The organism is Sulfurimonas sp. HSL3-1 (genome assembly GCF_039645995.1).
GTDB lineage: Bacteria > Campylobacterota > Campylobacteria > Campylobacterales > Sulfurimonadaceae > Thiomicrolovo > Thiomicrolovo diazotrophicus.
In genome coordinates this window covers 2408280-2428553 of sequence record NZ_CP147920.1, presented here as the reverse complement: position 1 = coordinate 2428553, position 20274 = coordinate 2408280, and the positions used below count along the sequence as shown (strand labels likewise).

Sequence of the window (20274 nt, the reverse complement as noted above, 5' to 3'; positions counted from 1 at the left end):
TCGTGATAAGTTTGTGAGACTAGTGTAGCGGCAGAGTCCTTAATTCAGAGTATAGTGACTGTATCACCTTTTTTTATTTTACCGCCCTGGAGTGTTTTGGCAAAAATACCGCGGTCGTTCTTGAGAAGCTCCGGCAGTCTGGCGTCGACTTTGCCGAGGCTGCTGCAGAGAGTGCAGTTCTGGGTGATGGCGACGATCGTCTCACCGATTTTAAGCTGCTGGCCGGCCTGAAGATGATAAGGGTTGATATCGATGACGATGTTCTCTCCCAACGAGCCGTAGGGCATCGTGATGCCTTCGTCGGCCGCCATGACGTAGCTGGCCTCTTCGGAAGTGATCAGAATGGTTCGGTTGAGGTTTTTGCCGTAATATTTATCGCCGATGATACCCTGCTCGTCGATTTCAATCATGTCATACTCATGGCGCCCTTCAACCCCTTTCAGGGCATGAAAAAGGCCTAGGACCTTGCCTTCGTGGTTATTCACTTTTTTCCCTCCCGGTTAAAGCTGTCATAGGTCATGCTCTTATGCGCACCGCTGCTGACATAGTCGAGCATTTTGAAAAAATCCTTCTCTTCGACATACCCTGGTGCGGCAAAGATGATCTCCCCGTCGGCATCCAGAAAAAGCGAGGAGGGGTAGAAGTTGTATCCGACATGTTTGGCGAAGTCGTGCCCGCTCCCCCTGAACTCCTTGAACATCACGGTGTCATCGTCGTTGATGTTGATATCGACAAGTTCAAAAGAGGCTTGAATCAGAGATGAGACTTTGTCGTCGCCGAGGGTGAATTCGTACATCGCTTCACAGTAACCGCAGTCATTTTTGTGAAGCCAGACAAGGAGGGTCTTCTTCTGCTTGGCCGTATCGATCGCTATACGGTTAAGGTCGATATCGCGTGCGGACAAGGAGAAAAAGAACGACGTGAGCATTAAAAGAGTGATGAAGTGGTGTTTATACACTGTTGGTGCCTTGGAGAGAAAGCGGTGGGACGCCGAAGCGTCCACCCGAGGATTATTTGATTTTGGCTTTGGAAGTCTTGGTGTTGCCCTTGAGGTCAACCCAAGTCATCACGAGTTCGTCACCCTTTTTGAAGTCGCCTTTGAACGCGAACTTGAAAATAGGGTTCTTAGAGAGGAACTGGCTGACGGAAGCGTCCAGAACAGTCGCAGCGCCGACTTTAGCGTCGATGTGCGTGATGAAGTTCGCGTTGTTGCGGTCGCCGGTTTTCTTTTCAGCGATATCGTATGTCCACATGTCGTGCTTCGCCATCGCTTTTACAGAAACAACATTACCTTTGAGTTTTGCTTTGATTCTCATGATATTACCTTTCTATTTTCGTTTTCTATAGGCGAAGGCGATCAGCCCTCACAACCACCGAGTGCAACGTCGAGTGTTTTGGAGCCGCTGTAGAGCTTGCCGTCGTTACCCTGTACGATTGCTGTGATCGTACCGGAAGCTTTCATCTTGATCTTGATGGAGAAGTCGATGATGCTGTACTCGTTGAGGTCGTAAACGATAACCGCAGATTCCGGGTTGACGTTCTGAACGATCATGACGGATTTTGCAGCGATGTCAGACTTGACATCAACCGGAACCGCACCGCCGTTGCTTGCAACGTCCGGAGCGACGACTGTAACGCCTTCAGCGACAGTTGCTGTTGTGCCGTACATCGCTTTGAGGGCGTCGTCGACAGTTTTTGCTGTCCAAACTGTCGGCTTGGATTTACGGAAATCTTCCGCACGGACGCTTGCCGGTACAGCAGCCAGGGCGCAAGCGCCAGCTGCGAGAGAGAGGAATGTTCTTCTTTGCATATGTTTATCCTTTGGTTGAGATTTATTTGCTCTGGCTGATCATGTAATCAACCACCGCCTTGAGTTTGTCGTCAGACAGGTCTGTGCCCCCCTTCGGAGGCATACCCATGTCGGTACCGTTGATGGCGCGGGCATAGACCTTGTCCATACCCTTGCCGACAACAGCGTCCCACGCCTTCTTGTCGCCGACCACCGGAGCACCCATGCCCGCAGCACCGTGGCAAACGGCACAGCTGGATTCATAGGTATTCTTCGCTTCGAGGTCTACACCGCTCGTGTTCTCGACCTTCGGGAGGTCACGGACTTCAGAAAGCGGCGGAAGGAACTCTTTCTGCTCGATAGAGATTCCTACGACTTTCGCAGTCTCTTTCTGACAGTTGCTCATACAACGCTCGTCGGCAGAAGCGATTTTCTGCGCACCGAAATTTGCAGGATCCGCGAAATAAGCACGGACGTTCTCAAGACCGTTTGCACCGTCGATGACCGGTTCGAAACCGTCTTTGTTCGGCATAACGATCTTCGCGAATTTCTCCTGGTCGAGGACATATTCGTAATCAACCTCTTCGCCGTCGATCTCCATCTCGTTGAGGTTCAGGATATAGGCAACGAGTGCATAGACTTCGTCTTCAGTCAGGCTGCGTGTATCCGGGTGCGGCATACCTTCCATGATGTACCACCACAGGGTGCTCGCTTCCGGCCAGTAGTTACCGAAGACGCGGATCGGACCTTCCATGTCCGGACCGGTACGCTGGTGTTTCAGTGTGGCCATGTTGTCGTATGCATTCCCTTTGGAGAGCGCCGGATAACCGCCACCGCCGGAACCGAAGTCGCCGTGACACATGACACATTTGGCTTCGTAAACTGCTTCACCCTCTTCGGCTGTACCTTCGCCTTTCGGCGGCAGACGCCACGGTGTTACCGTTGTGTTCCATGCTTCGAGTTCGTTGGCTGTCGGTGTACGCCCGTAGGTGTAACCGCCTTTTTCTGCTGCAGTGTTCACATAGTACGGTCCGGTTTTGTCGTTAACGGTTGCATAGTAGCGACCGCCGTCAATGACGCGCTTGCCGTTTGCATACGTGAGGACATTGTCTGCACTCGATGCAGACGGTGCCGCAGCGTCGCCGCTTTCGACACAGCCGGTAGCGAGCATGGCTACCGCTGCCGCTGCGGAAGCACCAAGAATAAATTTACGATCGAACTTGAACATTGTTTACCTTCCCTTCTGCAGTGACTTCCCATGAGGCGATACCGTTTCTATGGTAAACGGATTCGACACCCATCACTGCGGTTTCTTGATCGATTGTCGGCTGGATGTAGCCTGCGTCGTCGCGTGCACGGCTGGCGAGGATAAGCGGCTTGCCTTCGTATTTGTACATAAAGCTGAAGCGTGTCCAGGACTTCGGAAGGACGAGGCCCTTGAGGTTTGCTTCTACCCAGTTGTTTCCGCCGTCGAAGCTGATGTCGACGCCGTCGATCGTACCCATACCGCTCCATGCGAGACCTTCGATCTCGACCATGTCGCCGGCTTTCAGATCCGTCCACGGTTTTTCCGGGCACGGTGAGGTAATGATAGAGTTGACTTCGTTCGCATAGAAGTGCTGGATCGCTTTTCCTGACGGCTTGAGTGCCGTATATTTCGCTGTTTCTTCTTTCGCGTAGAACGGTTCAGCGGCGAATTCGAGGCGTCCGAGCCATTTGACACAAAGGTTACCTTCCCATCCCGGGAGGAGGAGACGGACAGGGTAGCCCTGCTCCGGGCGAAGTGCTTCGCCGTTCTGGCCCCAAACGATCATAGCATCGTCAAGTACCTTGTCGACAGGAACCGTACGGCCCATGTGTGAGCTGTCGATACCCTCTGCTAGCATCCATTTTGCACTCGGCTTGAGACCGAGGTCTTTGAGGATGTCTTTGAGGTAGACGCCGGTCCACTCGGCATTACTCATCATCCCTTTCGCAAACTGGATGGAGTTGAACTGCGGTCCACGCCATTCCGGACCGCCGTTTGCCGGACACTCGACGAAGTGAACGCGGCTGACGTTCGGGTAGCGCTTGAGCTGATCAAGGGTCAGAACTAGCGGCTTTTCGACAAGACCGTGGATCATCAGGCGCCATTCGCTCGGGTTGATGGTCGGGATACCACCGTGGCAGCGGCTGAAGAAGAGGCCGTTCGGCGTCATGATACCGCTGAGGTCCTGGATCGGACACATGGCGATGGATGCCTGCCAGTTTCCTGAGGAAAGGAGTTTCGCGTTGCGGCGGGTGATGTTGTGCTCGTACGGTGAAGGCATACCGTAGCGGTTTTTAGTGACCGGGTAACCGATCTTGTGACCCCAGTCCGGTGTATTCATAATGACCGGGTCATCTTCGGCCATCGCACGTGTACCGGAGAGCATTCCGGCACCGGCGATCGCCGTGGCTGAGAGTGCGGCGGTTTTCTTGAAGAAGTCTCTTCTTTCGGCCGACACGTTTTCAGCATCGTGTTGAGAATGTTCGTTTCTCATTCTTCCTCCCTTTTATATTAATAACTTTACTATTTACTATTTCGATAGTCATAAGACCAAAACAGCACATCAACTTCCGGCAACATTTCGTTATTCGGCTGTTGATGTGCTGTCTTTACAGGTGCTGAACCCAATATCACGATCTTATCAAACGTAAGTATACAATACGAAACGCCGATAAAGAGTGAATACGAAACCGCAGCGCCGGATATCGTTACCAAAAGAAACAAAAATGGCGGTAATTGTACGACTTAAAAATATTATTATTACGAATATGTAAAATTTAAATAAGTTTAGCTTAAAATGCGACGTTTTGCTTATTAATACAAAAAAATTAAATAATGTTAAGTTTACACACGATTGTCAATAATTCCCAAAAGCACAAGGGCCGCTCCGGCGTGATCATAATAAAAGGGAATAGTACATCCCTGATGTTCAATATCCTTCACATCAGCATCATCGAAATAGATTGACGGCTTGTATTTCTGCGCTTTGCTCGGCAGGTTGAGCAAGATGGTGTCGAGATAGAGCTTGAAGCGTTTCGCCTCCTCGGGGTTGCTCTCGGCGATCGTCAAGAGGAGCGCTTTGAGCTGCTCGACAAAGGACGGGGTGGCGACAACTCTCATGATCGCTGCTCCGCAAGCCATGTATCAATGTCTTCGATGGTTTCATGATAGATCTGAACGGCATCGGGAGAAGTGCGGTAGCCGTCAAGTGCGAGACGGACGCGGCAGCGAAACTCGTCGTAGCGCGCATCCAGTACCCAGGCCTTGTCGGCGGGAAGGGATTGTTTCAGTGTGTCGGCGTAGGTGTCATCTACGAGCAAGAGCAAGGTCTGCATTGCAACTCCTTTGGCGCGATTGTAACACGGGGGAGTTGAATTACTCGCCCTTTTTCCCGTGTCTCCATCGATCGCCTGCACTGCTTCGCAGAGGCTGCTGATCGCGCAGGCGGATCTTCGCCGGTCCGATTGAGTAGAGCAACGTCTTCGCTGCAATCAGGATAACGTAGGACGAAAACAGTTGCGCTAAGAGGAAGGGAAAGAAGGGTGAGGATCTGCTCCCATCACAGAGGATGGAAGCAAGCGGGGGCCATAATCGTGACGAGTCTATTTTGATTATTCTAAATCAAAAGCAGCTTCGGATGCCCAATCCGTGAGTACTTTTTTATCATCTTCACTCAGTTTGGCATCTGCGTGCATGATCAGATAACTTGGAAGCGGCATTTTGCTTTTGATCGCTTTGGGGATCTTATCAAGATACTTTGCCTTCTTTTCATCATCATAACTAGCCCATGTCGAGAAGTTCATATGCTCTCTACCCTCTTTGACATGCATCTTGGTAAACCATGAAACCGGTGCAACCGAGCTGTACCATGGGAAAGTGGTATGGTTCGAGTGACAATCAAAACAGGAACGTTTGAGAATGGCGAGTACCTCTTCAGGTGCCTCTAGTTCATCTTCAGCCTTTGTCGGCACCTCGGCGGGAACATTCATCGGAATGAATTGAATCCCTATTACAACCAGCAATACAATGATCAATACCTTTTTCATGCCACTCATTATAAGTTTTTATTCTTCGCTTTTTCTAAATTTTTGAAAGTATTCGTTTGTTTCAATTGGAATGTATTTCTCCGAGGTGAATCTAATACTTTTTCGTTGAATTTGATGGGAGGAAACTGCACGCGCAGATGCTGTCAACATACGGCGTGCAGGGAACGGTGGTTCAAGAAGTCACTATTTTTTGTCGATCTTCCCTTTGGCGTTCTGCAGGGCGCCCTCCAGCACCGTTTTGGCCGAGCGCCAGGCGGAGATACCGACGCGCTTGGCTTCGGCGGCGGTTTTGGAGTTGAGGACCTGGGAGCGCGAAAGCGCCTGGCTGAGCTGGCTGCGCATCAGATCGACGGTCTCCTTGGAGACTTCGACAAGTTCTTCAAGATCGAAACGGATCTCTTTGGCGAGTTTTTCCAGCAGGGCGCGGCTTTCAGGGGTACACTGAAGCGCTTCATCCTGCAGGATCTGTGTGAAGAGCACATCGGTACGGAGCAGTTCCGTCTGCATTGATGCCGTCAGCTTGAGCTCCTCGGGCATAAAGAGGAGCTGCTTTTTCAGACGGCGGATGGCCTTGATCAGGCCGCTGCGTACGCCCCGCAGGGTCCCGAGCAGGATCGCTTCGGCCTGGTTCGGTGTGGCTTCGCCTACTTCGACGGCACTGTGGAGAATGCTGCCGATGACCAGACGGATGCGTCCGGTCTCCAACGGGCCTTCCCCCAGTGTCACATAGGTAATCTCCTTGCAGATCTCCTCGACCGTCTCTTCGATGTCGTGGTTTTTCTCGAGGGTGGTGATGATCGCGGACTCAACCACCTCCTCAAGCATGTCGAAGAGGTCGATGGACTGGAGTTTGACCTGGTGCAGCTTCGCCTGGGCGTCACTGGGGGCGTCGCCCAGGATACCCTCCAGCGTATTGAAGATCTGATGTTTTTCATCCTGGATCCGTTCGCTTTTGCGCTCGATCTGCCGTTCAATGCGTTCTCTCTGTACGAGCAGCGCCTCCAGCTCTTCTTGAAGGGCCGCCGTCTGCTCGGCCAGGATCGTGTTGACGACGAGCCGGATCTCCGGGAGGGTCAGGTCGGTCTCGTTCAGGCCGTATTCACTTCCCAGATAGCCGATGAGGTCAACGATACGAGCATCGAGTTCCATCGGTGCTTGGTTCTTGTAATGATTGCGGATATCGCGCTGCAGTTGTTCCAGGTCCAGCATCGGAGCCTCCTATAAAACCATTTTGACGTGTTGGTGCGCCTTGAGGGCATCGTAGATGAATTGGCGGTCCTCTTCGTTATGCACAAGCAGTTCGAGATTCAGGCTGATATATTTTCCGGTGCGGCTCGTATTGGAGTGGGCAATCTTGTGTTCGCGCTCCACGATAACCTCCCGGATGGCGTTTTCCAGTTTCTCCCGCTCTTCGCCGACGACTTTATAACACCAGTTACAAGGGTATTCTAGTTCGAGCTTCTGCTCAATGTCGTTGATATTCACCACTTTTGCCTCCTCGTTTCGTTTCGAGTTGTACGTCGGAGATGACCATCCCCTTATCGATGGCTTTGACCATGTCGTAGATGGTCAGTAGGCCGATGCTGACACCGGTCAGCGCCTCCATCTCCACCCCCGTCTGCCCCGTCAGTTTGGCGGTGACGCTGAGGCGGAAGCCCGGCAGTTCCGGCAGCTCCTCTACGTCGCAGTTGATCCCGCTGAGGTTGAGGGGGTGGCACATCGGGATGAGGTCCGAGGTTTTCTTGGTCCCCATGATCGCGGCGATGACCGCCGTTTGAAGCACAGGGCCCTTCTTGGTGCGCTCTTCGACGATCGCGCTGTACGCTTCGGGGCTCATCGTAATTTTACCGCTGGCGACGGCCACGCGTTCGGTGGGCGCTTTGGCTGAGACGTCGACCATCTTCGGCCGGTCTTTTTCATCCAGATGGGTCAGCTGCATATATTGTATCCCGTTTTTAACGCTATCTTATAGTAAAGCCGATTAGAAGGAACTTGATGGCGAAAAGTAGAGTATAAGCAGAGTGTTGTTCAATAATTAATCATGCTATTGGATTAATTGTGGATAATTTGTTCTATGATTTGAATGTGCAACAAGGATACGCCTTTTGCCGACGAAGTTTTCAAAGCCTAACATCGCGACTTTGGGCACTATAGCCGCCTACTATAGGTAAGCCCCATGATTGATGTATCATACAACAACGTTTCTCCTCTTCCGCCGCCCTTTGGCGGCACCTTTTCTCCGACAACACTTACTTTTTATCCAGCGTCTTCAATGCCGCTTCGTATTCGTGCGGATGGTTGAGATTGCTGAAAAGCTGCTCATCATCAAAATCGACGTAACGGACCCGGCTCTCCGAGAGCATCCTGCCCAGTTTATGATCACCGGAAGCGGCCATCGCCTCGAAACGCGCCAGCAGGCTTCGGTGGTAGATGCCGCAGAGGGGGTGCGTGCCCCTCGCGGTCCTGGCGATCACGGCATCAAGCTCCCTGCTGTCGCGCGCTAGCAGGGCTCGGATGACAGTACCATCGACGAAGGGGGTGTCGACGCTGAGGGCGAAAATACGCTCCGCATCCAGGCTCCGAAACGCGGTGATAAAGCCTGCAGTTGGTGCGGCATCCGCCAACGACGGATCGTCGGGGAGATAGGGGAGTCCTTCCGGATAGCCTTTGGTCGTTTTGACGGAGAGGACGGCGGACGCGAAGAGGGGAGAGAGCCGGGCGTACTGGTACGCGGCGAGGGTGTCGAAACCGTCAAAGGGGAGCAGGGCTTTGTTGCGGCCCATCCGGGAGCTCTTTCCGCCGGCAAAGATAACGCAGGGGAGGGGAAAAGTGTTTTCAGGCATGGGGACGCTCCTTCTGTGGATCGGGCCGCCGGTCACTCCCGGCCGCAGGCGGTGACGGCAAAGCGGTCGATGCTGATGTCGCGGCCGACGAGCATGACGCGGACATGGCTGTTGTGTACCAGCTCCTGCAGCAGTGACGGATCATCGGGAATATGAAAAACGAACGCCGGGATCATCCCGAGCTGTTTGCGGGTATTCTCCCCGTAGATAGGTTTGTCGACGCTGCCGTAGTTCATCGCGATTCCCGTGATGTCGAAGACGGCGTAAATCATTTTGTAGGCGTTGAGGACAATGGATGCGACCGGGTTGCTGTCGGCAAGCGGGAAGGTGCCGAGGAGCGTTTTGAAACCGGCGTCGGTATACAAGGAGAGGCGCAGGGGGTTGGAGCCTTCGATGTAGAGACGGTCATGCACGTTGCTGTTGACGGCAATGCTCTCAAGTCTGCGGATCGCTTTTTGGGTCTCCTCACTGCTCAGGTGGTCGAGGTTTTTGAAATCGAGCCAGAAGGCGTGCTCTTCGCCCAGTTCCCGGAACAGGGTCTCCAGGGTGAAGAGACCCCCCTCTTTTTCCGTGTAGACCGTCCGACCGTCCGGACCTTTGCGGGGGTGGCCGTGTCCGATGATGAAGCGGTCCGAGTCCGCATCGTAACTGAAGTCGACTTCGACGCCGTGGGCACCCGCTTCGAAGGCGCGGCGGAAGGCCGTCAGGGAGTTGCGCTCCTGTTTGGTGTCGTAGAGTCCGCGGGACGACCAGACCTTGTGGCAGCTGTCGTAGACACCGTCATACCGTTTGGCCGCGATCTGGCGGTCGGCGAAATAGACCGCCGCGTTCCAGGCGATGACGATGACGAGTACCGTACCGAGCGCGATCGCCTTCCAGGACATGGGTGCGGCTTAGTCGATCGTTGCCGGGTCGGTGATGTAGCCGGTGATGGCCGAGGCGGCGGCGACGGCGGAGTTGGCGAGGTAGACCTTGGACGAGCGTGAACCCATGCGGCCGACGAAGTTGCGGTTCGTGGTGGAGATGGCGACCTCTTCGTCACCGAGGATCCCCATGTATCCGCCGAGGCAGGCGCCGCAGGTCGGGTTCGAGACGACGCCGCCGGCATCGACGATGATGTCGATGTAGCCCAGTTTTGTCGCTTCGCGCAGGATGCGCTGCGTACCCGGGGTGACGATGAGGCGGACGTCCTCGTGCACCTTTTTGCCCTCCAGGATCTTCGCGGCGATGCGCAGGTCGCTGAGGCGGCCGTTGGTACAGCTGCCGATAAAGGCCTGGTCGACCTTGATATGGTCGCTGACGGCCTCGCTCAGGCTGTGGCCGTTGGAGGGCAGGAACGGGTAGGCGATGACCGGTTCGAGCTTGTCCACGTCGATCTCAAGCACCTGGACGTAGGTCGCATCAGGGTCGGAGTGGTGGATCTTCGCCGGGCGCGCCAGTGTTTTGTCGGCCAGGAAGGCTTCTGTGATCTCGTCGACGGCGACGATCCCGCTCTTGGCTCCCGCTTCGATCGCCATGTTGCACATGCTGAACCGGTCGTCCATGCTGAGGTGTGCGATCGTGTCACCCGTGAACTCGAGGGTGCGGTAAAGCGCGCCGTCGACCCCGATCATGCGGATCACTTCGAGGATGATGTCCTTGCCGGTCGTGAAGGGCCCCGGTTTTCCGGAGAGTACGACTTTGATGCTTTCGGGCACTTTGAACCAGTTGCCGCCGGTGACCATGGCGAAGGCGAGGTCGGTGGAGCCCATACCGGTGGAGAAAGCGCCCAGTGCGCCGTGGGTACAGGTGTGGCTGTCGGCGCCGATGATGACGTCACCGGGGACGACGAGGCCCTTCTCCGGCAGCAGCGCGTGCTCGATGCCCATATCCTTCTCGTCGAAGAAGTGCTTCATCTTGTGCTTCTTGGCGAAGTCGCGGCTGATGCGTGCCTGGTTGGCCGAAGCGATATCCTTGGCGGGGATGAAGTGATCCAGGACGATGGAGAAGCCGTCGGGGTTTGCCAGTTCGGTGGCACCCGCGTCTTCGAACGCCTTGATGGAGATAGGTGTCGTAATGTCGTTACCGATGACCATATCGATCGGCACCCGAACGATCTCGCCCGCGTAGACGGTTTTGCCTGCGTGCTCGGAGAAGATTTTTTCGGTGATAGTCTGACCCATAATTGTTTGCCTTGTCCGGCGGAGATAGAGTTTCCGCGCAAAAAATAGTGCCGCGATTATACCATTTTTCGCTCTCCGGCCCCTGACGCCATTTATTTAGGCAGCGGTAACTTTTCACCGTTGTTTACTGTGTTATACTGACGGACACTCTAACCGGGAGGTTCCCATGGAAGCTTATCTGGACCCTGATACATACGGTCCCTACTTTGATCTGGCCCTTGGCTATGCGCTTCAGTTGCTCGGCGCACTGCTGATTTTCCTGATCGGAAAACGGGTGGCGCGGGCGCTGGGCAACGTGACGAACAAGGCGATGACAAAATATGGCGTCGACGAGACGCTGACGAAGTTTATCGCGAGCAGCGTCTATGTGGCGCTCCTGGTCGTCGTCATTATGGCGACCCTTGGGCAGCTGGGCATTGAAACGACCTCGTTCATGGCGATCCTCGGCGCCGCCGGCCTCGCGGTCGGCCTGGCGCTGAAAGACACCCTGGCCAATGTCGGTGCCGCCGTCATTATCCTGATCTTCCGCCCCTTCAAGGTCGGCGACTTTGTCGAGGCCGGCGGCGCGACGGGAACGGTGGAGAGCATCAGCCTCTTCACGACGACGATCAGCCCGGTCGACAACCGCACGATCATCGTGCCCAACTCCGCCATCACCGCGGGGAATATCGTCAACTTCTCCAACAAGGCCCAGCGGCGCGTTGACCACGTCGTCGGCATCGGCTACAATGACGACCTCAAAAAGGCCAAGGAGGTGCTGTACGGGGTGATCCGTGATGACCCTCGCACCCTTGCAGACCCGGCGCCGCTGGTCGCGGTGAGCGAGCTCGGTGACAGCAGCGTCAACTTTACCGTCCGCGCCTGGGTCAAGTCCGAAGAGTACTGGGATGCCTATTTCGGCATGCTCGAGTCGATCAAGCTTGCCCTCGATGCCAACGGCATCAGCATCCCCTATCCGCAGATGGATGTGCATATGGACCCGACAAAAGAGGAGACAAACGATTGAAAAAGCTACTCTTTGCAGTGATGGCCGCCGCGGCGCTTCTGATGGGAGCGGACGGGGCCGAGAAGCCGAACCCGCTGGTGACGCATACGGAACTTGGTTACGTCAAAACGGGCGGGAACACGGACACCGAATCATTCTCGCTGGATTTCGGCGGCAAGAAAACGTGGGGGAAACACAGCGTTCGGCTGGACTTTGACGCCCTGTACGGTACGGAAAACGGGATCGAGAACAAGAACAAGATCTACACGGAGGGCAACTACGACTGGCAGTTCGCGAAACGCCTGGCGCTCAACTACATCGTCGGCTACAAGGATGATAAATTCTCCGGCTTCGAATACCAGTTCTTCACGGGTCCCGGTGCGAAATATATCGCCCTTGACAGCAAGAAGTTTAAACTCGATTTTCAGGGGAACGTGCTTTTCAACACGCAGCAGGAGATGGACAAATACTACGATGCCAACGGCACCGAGATCAAATACCCCTATCCCGACGGCAAGGCCGGGCTGACCCGGGTGGACGGCCTCTATGACGACTTCTGGGGTTACCTGGTCAAGGGGAATTTCGTCTGGCTCGTCGTCGAAGGGTTCAAGTTCATCGAAGAGGCGAGCTACCGCAGCGGCTTCGATGATGACCAGAACTATTTCGTCTACTCGAAAACGGCGCTCGAGAGCAAAATCAACGGGAACTTCTCGCTGGGCGTCAGCTACAAAATCGACTATACGAATATGCCCCCTGCGGGCAACGAACGCACCGATACGACCTTTATGGTCGCATTGATTATCGACTACTAGTCCACTATAATGCCGTCTGATTTTTGTTTCAGACGGAGTCCACTGTGATACGCCCCCTTTTTCTGCTGCTCATTTCTATTCAACTGTTTGCCATTGTCGCCATCAAGCCGCGTGAAGTCGGTGAGAAACCCGGCCTTTCCGGGGAACTTTCCGGCGCGTTCGAAACCAAACGGGGCAATACGGAGAAAGACAACTACTCCGGGAGCCTTCAGCTGCAGTTCGACAGTAACACCTCCTATGTGATCTGGGGGGTCGTACGCGGCGAATACGGCGAGGCGAGCGGGGTGAGGGATACGAACAATCTCTTTGCCCACCTGCGCTACATCCGCAACATCGTCGGGGCCGACATCGCGGCGGAAGGGTTCGGGCAGATGGAGAAGGACGAATTCAAATCGATTGAGGAGCGGGCGCTTGCCGGCGGGGGGTTGCGCTGGAAGGTGTTGAACAAGAAACGCGGCGAGTGGGGCGGCCTCTTCATCGGTGCGGGCGCCTATGCCGAATACATCGGCTATTCGACGAGTATTGATCCTCTGGAACGCAATCTCCGCTTCAACAGCTACCTCGCCTACAGCCTGCCCTTGTCCGATAAAGGGGTGTTCACGGCCGTCGGCTATTACCAGCCAAAGTGCGATGATTTCAATGACTACTACGTGACGGCCTCGGCCCGGATCGAACTACAGATCTACCGTCAGCTCTACCTCGGCTTCTCGGTGGAGTACGCGCACGATTCGGAACCTGCCGTCGGCGTCAAGCAGGATGATTTCTCCCAGCGAACCCTGTTTACCTTCAAGTTCTAGCCGCGCCGCAGTGCGAGCAGGGCAAGTGCAGAGGCGATCGCCGCGGTGAGAAAGAGGGTCTGGGGGGCGTATTCATAGACATACCCCGATCCCACGGCCCCGATAAATCCCCCCAGTCCGTAGCTGATCCCGAAGAAGAACTGCTGCGCCAGCTTTTTCTGGGTAAAAAGGGTGTAGAGATAGCTGATGGCCGCGGTGTGAAAGAGGGCGAAACTGATGGCGTGCATGCTCTGCGCCGCAAAAAGCAGCGGCAGGTTTTCGGGGAACTGCCAGACGATGAGCCAGCGGATGACGGTCACGCCCGCGGCGAACTCCAGCAGGCGGTGCAGATTGCGGCGCAGCAGGGGACCTTGGAAGTAGAAGAGAACGATCTCCGCGATCACGCCGAAACTCCAGAGGTAGATGGTCATATCAAGGCTCACACCGTGGGCGGTCTCGTAGATGGTGAAGAAGTTGTAGAAGGGACCGAAGCTGATCTGCATCAGCAAAAAGCCCAGCCAGAGGCCGGGGTGGGTCAGCAGCGTGAAACCGCCGCTGTCGGACGCGGCGGGCGCCTCTGAGTGCTTTTTGGCGTCATGCCGCGCGATGCTGTAGCCGAACAGGGCCGTCAGCAGCGTCGTACCCATCAGGAAAAAGAGCGCCGTCTGGGGGGCGTCCAGTACCTTGACCAACGCCAGGGCGACGAGGATGAAGCCGATCGAACCGTAGAGTCGCACCTTCCCGTACCGCTCTTTGCCGATCAGCTCCAGCACGATCACCTCGATATAGGGGAGGATGAGGCTGAGCCCAATGCCCAGAGTGATGTTGGCGGCCAGCAGCGCCCAGAAGTGGGGCAGGGCCGGGAAAAAAGCGGCGGCCGCGGCGAGCATGAGGAGCAGCGCGGCGTTGAAGACGGTCCGGTCGAGCCGGAGACCGCGCATAAAGGCGAAGGGGACGGCGAAGCGCACTAGCGGCGCACTGGCGAAGATAATGCCGATCTCCGAGGGGGCGTAACCGACCATCTCGAGCACTTTGGGCATGAAGATGACGTAGACGCCGATGATGGCGAAGTAGAAAAAGTAAAACGCGGAGACGAGCAGGGTCATTCAGGCACGGATGACGGCGGTACCGCTGAGCAGGTCGTGCAGGGCCCTGCCGTCGCGGCGCAGCAGCCCGGTGAAGAAACCGACCAGGGTGAGAGCAGAGAGAAAGTAGCCGACGAAACGCAGGAGCAGGCGGCTCCAGGAGGCTGTCTGGAAGGTACGTGCATCGACGACGCGGATCTGCATCATCTTTTTGCCCGGCGTCTGCCCGCTTTTGTGCCAGAAGAGGACAAAGGTGACGGCATAGAGCAGCATCTGCGTGATCGAGGCGTAGGGGTTGGGAGCATGCTGCTTCGCCTCGGCCGGGTTCATCAGCACATCCGTTCCGCCCGCGCTGTTCATCATCTGGTCATGTCCAAAGGCGATCATAATGATGAGGGTGATGGGAATGCCGATCATGAAGATGTCCGTGATAAAGGCCAGGGCCCGTGACTTGAAGTCGGCATAGGTCACTTTCGGAGTGTTCTCCGGCTGACGTTTCGGTTTGGTGTGTTTAATCTCTCGCCATCGCATGGCGGCATTATAGCGAAAGGGGTGGCGGACAAAGGCGAAGTAAAACTATTTGTTATACTTAAACATAACATAAAAGATTTGTATACACCTGTATATTTACGGATAGTTTACCTCTACTGCCCTATACTTCCACCGTCTCAACGACAACAGTAGCAGTCATTGAGTTTCATTTATACACTCCTTATATACCTATGAAGCGCATCCCGGTTTCCCCCCTCCTTTTACCGGGATGTTTTTAAACCATCCATTTACATTTCACACTGCATTGCCTGGGAGACCAGGACCTTTGCGACTTCATGTTTGCCATCGACGATATGTCCGACATGCAGCTCTTCCAGCCCTTTTTTCTCTTCGAGCGTCACGATTTTCACGACAAGGTTCGCCTGAGGATTGATGGCCAGCACCGTTTCGCAGATGAGGTTTTTCTTTTCCGGGTTGTCCAGCGTCACGATCACGGCCGAGGCGTTCTCCGTATGCAGGGCCTCCGCGATGGCCGGCTTGGAGAGGTCGCCGAGGTAGATGGCCTCTTTGAGGGCCAGTCCCTCTTTGACGTGTTTGAGGGAGTTGTCGATAATGACGTAATCCATCCCCCGGGCCTTCAGTTCGGAAACAACGAACTTCCCGACGGTACTGTAGCCGCAGACGATAACGTGGTTCCGGTGCTCCGCCACGGGGGCAAGGTTGTCGTGGAGCCCTTTTTGCTGAAAGCGTTTGAGTACGAAGGGGTGGATTTTCGGCAGGTAGAAAGGGGTCAGCACGAGGGAGACGACGACCATCATGATCAGGTACTGTTCCAGGGCCGGATCGAGCAGGCCGTCCGAGGCGGCCAGGGCGAAAATGGCGAAGGAGAACTCGCCGAGCTGGGAGAGCGCCAGCGCGCTTTTGAGGGCGACGGGCGTCGGGCTGCTCAGGCGGATCAGGGCGAAGATGATCAGGCTTTTGAGGAGCATGACGGCGGCGAGGACACCGAGGATGTTGACGAGGTGATCGGCGAAGAAAGCGAGGTCTATTTTCATGCCGACGGTGACAAAGAAGACGCCCAGCAGGAGATCTTTGAAAGAGGCGATATCCGCCTCGACCTTGTGGTGGTACTTGGTCTCGGCAATGATGACCCCGGCGAGGAAGGCGCCCAGCGAGTAGGTAAAGCCCATCGCATCGGCCAGGAGGGAGGCCCCGACGGCGATGACGAGGACCGAGCCGAGGAAGAGCTCCTCGATCCCGCTGTCGGCCGCGAAATGCAGCAGCCAGGTCATCAGCGGTCTGCCGACGGAAAAGAGGATGACGAGGATCAGCACGGCACTCTCGGCGGTGTGCAAGAGCGTACTTTGCCAGTCCCCCCCTTCGCTGGCAAGGAAGCCGATAAGCAGCAGGATCGGGATGACGGCAATATCCTGGAAGATCAGGATCCCCATGGCGCGCTGCCCGTAGGGGAGATGGATCTCTTTGGAGCTTTTGAGATAGCTGAGCACGACGGCGGTGGAAGAGAGCGCGAAGGCGCTGGCGATGATGATGGATGAGGTGAGGCCGATGCCCAAAAGCGCATAGGCAAAGCCAAAGACGGTGACCGCCGTGACAAGCACCTGAAGCAGGCCGTTGACGAAGACGATCTGTTTCAGGGCCCCCAGCCGGGGCAGGGAGAGTTCCAGGCCGATCGTGAACATCAAGAAGACGATCCCGAACTCCGCGATCTGCTCAAGGGTGTGCGAATCGTTGTAGTGGCGCAGGTCGAAAGCATAGACGATGATCGTGCCGGTCAGAATGTAGCCGATCACCTGGGAGACGCCGATCTTCTTGAGAAGGATGTTGATGACAACGGAGATGGCGAGGGCCGTAACGGCGTAGAGCAGGGGCTGGTCCATGTATGTTTCTTTTTTCCGGTAAGTATAGCAGGAGTATCTCATACAGCGATAAGCCGCCGCCCGTTATAATTGCGAAAAAATATAGCTTCAAACGGGGTCTGCGATGACGAAATTTATCTTTGTAACGGGTGGGGTACTGAGTTCCCTTGGTAAAGGGATCACGGCTGCTTCCATCGGCGCGCTGCTGAAGCATTCCGGGAAAAAGGTCGGTATGCTCAAGATCGACCCCTATATCAACGTCGACCCGGGGACGATGAGTCCCCTGGAACACGGGGAAGTTTTCGTCACGAAGGACGGTGCGGAAACCGACCTCGATATCGGGAACTACGAGCGTTTCCTCGATACCTCCTTTCTTAAGACCAGCAACTTCACGACGGGGCAGGTTTACAGCTCGGTGATCGAGCGCGAACGCGCCGGGGGGTATCTGGGACAGACGATCCAGGTTATTCCGCATATCGTCGGCGAGATCGTTGACCGTATCAAAAAGGCGGGCGAAGGGCACGACATCCTTGTCGTCGAGCTCGGCGGGACCGTCGGCGACATCGAGGGGCAGCCGTTCATGGAGGCCGTGCGCCAGATGAAGCATGATGAGGATGTGGCAGGGACCTTCTTTATCCACGTCACCCTGATCCCCTACATCAAAGCGGCCGGCGAGCATAAAAGCAAACCGACCCAGCACTCGGTCCAGGAGCTGCGCCGCATCGGTATCACTCCGCAGATGATCATCGCCCGCAGCGAACACGCCCTGCCGAAAACCTTCAAGAAAAAGCTCGCGTTCTCCTGTGACGTTTCCCAGGACAGCGTCATCGAGGCCCTGGACGCGCCGAGCGTCTACGCGGTGCCCATCAGCTTCATGCACCAGAATATCCTGCCTCCGATCGCCAAGGCGCTGGAGCTTGGCGAGCTGAACCCGGACATGGAGCAGTGGGATGGACTGGTCAAGAAGATCGTCTCTCCGCAGGAGCGTATCAGTATCGGTTTCGTCGGAAAGTACCTGGAGCTCAAGGAGTCTTACAAGTCTCTGATCGAGGCGCTGATCCACTCGGGTGCACACCTGGATACAAAAGTTGATTTCTGCTGGGTCGACAGCGAGGAGATCGAGGAGCGCGGCGCGGAGACGCTGCTGCAGGACTGCGATGCCGTCCTCGTTGCCGGCGGTTTCGGTTCGCGCGGGGTGGAAGGGAAGATCCAGGCGATCAATTATGCCCGTACGAACAAAGTGCCCTACCTCGGTATCTGTCTCGGCATGCAGCTGACCCTCGTCGAGTACGCCCGCAATGTGCTGGGTTATGAGGATGCCAACTCCATCGAGTTCGATGAGGAGACGGCGCACCCGATGATCTACCTGATCGACAACTTCATCAACCAGAGCGGCGAGACCGAGCTGCGGACCCACAAGTCGCCGATGGGCGGGACGCTGCGCCTTGGCGAATACCCCTGTGACACGAAAGAGGGCTCTTTGCTGCGCGAAGCCTATAACGGCGAAAAGACGATCCTCGAGCGCCACCGCCACCGTTACGAGGCGAATCCGACCTACCGTAAGGAGCTCGAGGATGCCGGTATGATCGTTACCGGCGAATCCAACGGCCTGATCGAAGCCGTCGAGATCCCGGCGCACCCCTGGTTCCTCGGTGTCCAGTTCCACCCGGAATTCACCTCGCGTCTGCAGACGCCGAACCCCTCCATTCTCGCCTTCGTCAAGGCGGCGCTGGCCCATGCCAAAGGCGCCTGACGCTCCGCTGCTGGACAAGCGTGCCCTGGAGGCACTGCTGCGTTCGCGTTTTGCTTCCGGTTTTTCCAAACTCTCCGATATCCCCGACCCCGCCGGTCTGACCGATGCTTCAAAGGCCGCGAAACGGATCGCCGATGCCATTCGCAAAGGCGAACGCATCGCCCTGGTGGGGGATTACGACGTCGACGGGGTGACCGCCACGGCGATTACGACTCTCTTTTTCCGGCAGATCCCCTATCCCCTCGAGGTGACCATACCCAACCGTTTCACGGACGGCTACGGGGTTTCCGAACGCGTGCTCGAACGCATTGACGCCGACGTCGTGTTTACCGTCGACAACGGCATCAACGCCTTCGCGGCGGCAGAGGTGTGCAAAGCGCGCGGCATCGACCTGATCATCACCGACCACCATACGCCTTCGGAGAAACTGCCCGACGCCTACGCCGTCGTTGATCCGAAGCGCGCTGACGATCACTACGCTTTCCCGGAGATCTGCGGGGCGCAGGTGGCGTGGCTGCTGATGGCGCTGATCAAGAAGGAGCTGGGGCTCTCCATCGATATGGGGCAGTTCCTCGAACTCCTTGCCCTGGCGATCATCGCCGATGTAATGCCGCTTATGGGCATCAACCGTGCGATCGTCCAGGCGGGGCTCGCCCAGATGGAGCGCTCCGCCCGTCCCTTCTCCGTTATCGTCCGCGAAGCATTGGGAAAAACGAAACTGGGGGCCGAGGATATCGGTTTCCAGATCGCGCCGCGCATCAATGCCGCCGGCCGCCTGGAGGACGCTTCTTTAGCCCTGGAACTGTTGATTGCACCGGATGAGAAGACGGCTTTCAGGCAGTTTGAACTCCTGACGCAGCTCAACGTCATGCGCAAGGCTATCGAGGCAGAGGCGACGGAGGAGGCCATCGCCCTGGTCCGGCCCGACGACCGGGTGATCGTCGTCGCCCACGAAGGGTGGCACGAGGGGGTTGTGGGCATCGTCGCCGCGCGTCTGGTGCAGCGGTTTGAAAAGCCGACCATCGTGCTCAGCATCGAGGAGGGACGGGCCAAAGGGAGTGCGCGTTCGCTCGGCAACGTCAGCATCTACGACCTGATCGCTTCGCAGGAGGGGCTGCTCGAGAAGTTCGGCGGCCACAAGATGGCGGCGGGACTCTCCCTGCGTGCCGAGGATGTCGACGCCTTCCGCGCCGGGATCAACACCGAAGCGGCAACGCTCGACCCGGAGGAGTTCCTGCCGGTCGAAGAGATCGTCGGACAGCTCGACACGGGCAGCGTGGATTTTGAACTGCTGGAGATCCTGGAGCGCTACGAGCCCTACGGCGAGGGCAACCCCCGCCCCCGCTTTCTGGCACGGGATGCCGAGGTCGTCGGCATCCGCTACCTCGGCAGCGACGGAGACCACTCCAAGGTCAGTCTGCGGCTTTTCCGGCACGAACGCGAGACATATGACCTTATGGCCTTCCGGCGAAAGCTGGAGCGGCCCGAGAGCGGCCGTCTCACCTGCAGCTATACCCTGGCCCGCAACGAATGGGGCGGCCGGGTCTCCATCCAGATGATGCTTGAACGCCTCTACGGCTAGGCATCGGCCGTTTCAGCGTCATTTTTTTCTTACACGTTTTTTCA

General features: G+C 56.2%; 23 protein-coding genes. 5 read left to right on the top strand and 18 right to left on the bottom strand.

The features are described from left to right. Window positions 1–44: 44 nt before the first annotated feature. From WCY31_RS12425 to WCY31_RS12355, 15 genes are all read right to left on the bottom strand, one after another. Entirely contained in the window at window positions 45–485 is a 441-nt protein-coding gene (locus tag WCY31_RS12425; protein ID WP_345972648.1) for an MOSC domain-containing protein, read from the bottom strand. Continuing rightward, the gene (locus WCY31_RS12420; RefSeq protein ID WP_345970099.1) at window positions 482–1003 is read right to left on the bottom strand and encodes a thioredoxin family protein; all 522 of its coding nucleotides are present in this window, start codon (window positions 1001–1003) and stop codon (window positions 482–484) included. Before WCY31_RS12420 ends, WCY31_RS12425 begins: the two co-directional genes overlap by 4 nt. Before the next feature lie 7 nt (window positions 1004–1010). After that, window positions 1011–1316: a thiosulfate oxidation carrier complex protein SoxZ gene (gene soxZ / locus WCY31_RS12415; RefSeq protein ID WP_345972646.1), complete on the bottom strand. Its 306-nt coding sequence runs from the start codon at window positions 1314–1316 to the stop codon at window positions 1011–1013. 41 nt (window positions 1317–1357) lie between these two features. Continuing rightward, a complete protein-coding gene (locus WCY31_RS12410; protein ID WP_231019448.1) occupies window positions 1358–1810 on the bottom strand; it encodes a thiosulfate oxidation carrier protein SoxY in 453 nt (150 codons plus the stop codon). A 22-nt stretch (window positions 1811–1832) separates the two neighbouring features. Further along, the gene (locus tag WCY31_RS12405; RefSeq protein WP_345970096.1) at window positions 1833–3017 is read right to left on the bottom strand and encodes a c-type cytochrome; all 1185 of its coding nucleotides are present in this window, start codon (window positions 3015–3017) and stop codon (window positions 1833–1835) included. Then, entirely contained in the window at window positions 2998–4311 is a 1314-nt protein-coding gene (soxC, locus tag WCY31_RS12400) for a sulfite dehydrogenase (protein ID WP_345970095.1), read from the bottom strand. Before soxC ends, WCY31_RS12405 begins: the two co-directional genes overlap by 20 nt. A gap of 350 nt (window positions 4312–4661) precedes the next feature. Continuing rightward, the gene (locus WCY31_RS12395) at window positions 4662–4937 is read right to left on the bottom strand and encodes a type II toxin-antitoxin system RelE/ParE family toxin (protein WP_345970094.1); all 276 of its coding nucleotides are present in this window, start codon (window positions 4935–4937) and stop codon (window positions 4662–4664) included. Beyond that, complete coding sequence (locus tag WCY31_RS12390) at window positions 4934–5143, bottom strand: hypothetical protein (RefSeq protein WP_345970093.1); 210 nt, start codon at window positions 5141–5143, stop codon at window positions 4934–4936. The genes WCY31_RS12395 and WCY31_RS12390 overlap by 4 nt, the downstream gene beginning before the upstream one ends. Window positions 5144–5428: 285 nt before the next feature. After that, window positions 5429–5863, bottom strand: a complete 435-nt coding sequence (locus WCY31_RS12385; protein WP_345970092.1) for a heme-binding domain-containing protein — start codon at window positions 5861–5863, stop codon at window positions 5429–5431. 183 nt (window positions 5864–6046) lie between these two features. Further along, on the bottom strand, window positions 6047–7072 hold the full coding sequence (locus tag WCY31_RS12380) for a hypothetical protein (protein ID WP_345970091.1): 1026 nt from the start codon (window positions 7070–7072) through the stop codon (window positions 6047–6049). A gap of 9 nt (window positions 7073–7081) precedes the next feature. Then, complete coding sequence (locus WCY31_RS12375) at window positions 7082–7351, bottom strand: HP0495 family protein (protein WP_345972645.1); 270 nt, start codon at window positions 7349–7351, stop codon at window positions 7082–7084. Next, window positions 7329–7802: a cyclic pyranopterin monophosphate synthase MoaC gene (gene moaC, locus WCY31_RS12370; RefSeq protein WP_345972644.1), complete on the bottom strand. Its 474-nt coding sequence runs from the start codon at window positions 7800–7802 to the stop codon at window positions 7329–7331. Before moaC ends, WCY31_RS12375 begins: the two co-directional genes overlap by 23 nt. Window positions 7803–8112: 310 nt before the next feature. Further along, the gene (gene mobA / locus WCY31_RS12365; RefSeq protein ID WP_345972643.1) at window positions 8113–8706 is read right to left on the bottom strand and encodes a molybdenum cofactor guanylyltransferase MobA; all 594 of its coding nucleotides are present in this window, start codon (window positions 8704–8706) and stop codon (window positions 8113–8115) included. A 32-nt stretch (window positions 8707–8738) separates the two neighbouring features. After that, window positions 8739–9590: a hypothetical protein gene (locus WCY31_RS12360; protein WP_345972642.1), complete on the bottom strand. Its 852-nt coding sequence runs from the start codon at window positions 9588–9590 to the stop codon at window positions 8739–8741. Window positions 9591–9599: 9 nt separating this feature from the next. After that, window positions 9600–10868, bottom strand: coding sequence for a 3-isopropylmalate dehydratase large subunit (locus tag WCY31_RS12355; protein ID WP_345970085.1), 1269 nt, complete (start codon window positions 10866–10868; stop codon window positions 9600–9602). Between the two features lie 166 nt (window positions 10869–11034). On the opposite strand from WCY31_RS12355, the gene WCY31_RS12350 reads away from it, so the two are divergent. Genes WCY31_RS12350 through WCY31_RS12340 form a run of 3 tightly spaced genes read left to right on the top strand, consistent with a single transcriptional unit; the run spans window position 11035 to window position 13462 of the window. Further along, on the top strand, window positions 11035–11874 hold the full coding sequence (locus WCY31_RS12350; RefSeq protein ID WP_345972641.1) for a mechanosensitive ion channel family protein: 840 nt from the start codon (window positions 11035–11037) through the stop codon (window positions 11872–11874). After that, entirely contained in the window at window positions 11871–12665 is a 795-nt protein-coding gene (locus WCY31_RS12345; protein WP_345972640.1) for a DUF481 domain-containing protein, read from the top strand. The genes WCY31_RS12350 and WCY31_RS12345 overlap by 4 nt, the downstream gene beginning before the upstream one ends. A gap of 44 nt (window positions 12666–12709) precedes the next feature. After that, window positions 12710–13462, top strand: coding sequence for a DUF481 domain-containing protein (locus tag WCY31_RS12340; protein WP_345972639.1), 753 nt, complete (start codon window positions 12710–12712; stop codon window positions 13460–13462). Here WCY31_RS12340 and WCY31_RS12335 read toward each other — a convergent pair. The 3 genes from WCY31_RS12335 to WCY31_RS12325 form a co-directional block, all read right to left on the bottom strand. Further along, window positions 13459–14547 (bottom strand): MFS transporter, encoded by a 1089-nt coding sequence (locus tag WCY31_RS12335; RefSeq protein ID WP_345972638.1) that lies wholly within the window; start codon window positions 14545–14547, stop codon window positions 13459–13461. The genes WCY31_RS12340 and WCY31_RS12335 overlap by 4 nt on opposite strands. Further along, window positions 14548–15057 carry an RDD family protein gene (locus tag WCY31_RS12330; RefSeq protein WP_345970079.1) on the bottom strand — a complete coding sequence of 170 codons (510 nt, stop codon included), beginning with the start codon at window positions 15055–15057 and terminating at the stop codon, window positions 14548–14550. Between the two features lie 248 nt (window positions 15058–15305). Next, window positions 15306–16916, bottom strand: a complete 1611-nt coding sequence (locus tag WCY31_RS12325) for a cation:proton antiporter (protein WP_345972637.1) — start codon at window positions 16914–16916, stop codon at window positions 15306–15308. A 103-nt stretch (window positions 16917–17019) separates the two neighbouring features. Between WCY31_RS12325 and WCY31_RS12320 the strand changes: the two genes are divergently transcribed. Beyond that, window positions 17020–18648 carry a CTP synthase gene (locus tag WCY31_RS12320; RefSeq protein WP_345970077.1) on the top strand — a complete coding sequence of 543 codons (1629 nt, stop codon included), beginning with the start codon at window positions 17020–17022 and terminating at the stop codon, window positions 18646–18648. Beyond that, window positions 18632–20230, top strand: coding sequence for a single-stranded-DNA-specific exonuclease RecJ (gene recJ, locus WCY31_RS12315; protein ID WP_345972636.1), 1599 nt, complete (start codon window positions 18632–18634; stop codon window positions 20228–20230). Before WCY31_RS12320 ends, recJ begins: the two co-directional genes overlap by 17 nt. Window positions 20231–20274: the final 44 nt, after the last annotated feature.

Coding starts and splice junctions, on each gene's coding strand:
- moaC (WP_345972644.1), bottom strand. CDS start 7,802: ATGCAGCTGACCCATCTGGATGAAAAAGACCGGCCGAAGATGGTCGAC.
- WCY31_RS12355 (WP_345970085.1), bottom strand. CDS start 10,868: ATGGGTCAGACTATCACCGAAAAAATCTTCTCCGAGCACGCAGGCAAA.
- recJ (WP_345972636.1), top strand. CDS start 18,632: ATGCCAAAGGCGCCTGACGCTCCGCTGCTGGACAAGCGTGCCCTGGAG.
- WCY31_RS12410 (WP_231019448.1), bottom strand. CDS start 1,810: ATGCAAAGAAGAACATTCCTCTCTCTCGCAGCTGGCGCTTGCGCCCTG.
- WCY31_RS12380 (WP_345970091.1), bottom strand. CDS start 7,072: ATGCTGGACCTGGAACAACTGCAGCGCGATATCCGCAATCATTACAAG.
- mobA (WP_345972643.1), bottom strand. CDS start 8,706: ATGCCTGAAAACACTTTTCCCCTCCCCTGCGTTATCTTTGCCGGCGGA.
- WCY31_RS12360 (WP_345972642.1), bottom strand. CDS start 9,590: ATGTCCTGGAAGGCGATCGCGCTCGGTACGGTACTCGTCATCGTCATC.
- WCY31_RS12320 (WP_345970077.1), top strand. CDS start 17,020: ATGACGAAATTTATCTTTGTAACGGGTGGGGTACTGAGTTCCCTTGGT.
- WCY31_RS12350 (WP_345972641.1), top strand. CDS start 11,035: ATGGAAGCTTATCTGGACCCTGATACATACGGTCCCTACTTTGATCTG.
- WCY31_RS12405 (WP_345970096.1), bottom strand. CDS start 3,017: ATGTTCAAGTTCGATCGTAAATTTATTCTTGGTGCTTCCGCAGCGGCA.
- WCY31_RS12325 (WP_345972637.1), bottom strand. CDS start 16,916: ATGGACCAGCCCCTGCTCTACGCCGTTACGGCCCTCGCCATCTCCGTT.
- WCY31_RS12335 (WP_345972638.1), bottom strand. CDS start 14,547: ATGACCCTGCTCGTCTCCGCGTTTTACTTTTTCTACTTCGCCATCATC.
- soxC (WP_345970095.1), bottom strand. CDS start 4,311: ATGAGAAACGAACATTCTCAACACGATGCTGAAAACGTGTCGGCCGAA.
- WCY31_RS12385 (WP_345970092.1), bottom strand. CDS start 5,863: ATGAAAAAGGTATTGATCATTGTATTGCTGGTTGTAATAGGGATTCAA.
- WCY31_RS12395 (WP_345970094.1), bottom strand. CDS start 4,937: ATGAGAGTTGTCGCCACCCCGTCCTTTGTCGAGCAGCTCAAAGCGCTC.
- soxZ (WP_345972646.1), bottom strand. CDS start 1,316: ATGAGAATCAAAGCAAAACTCAAAGGTAATGTTGTTTCTGTAAAAGCG.
- WCY31_RS12330 (WP_345970079.1), bottom strand. CDS start 15,057: ATGCGATGGCGAGAGATTAAACACACCAAACCGAAACGTCAGCCGGAG.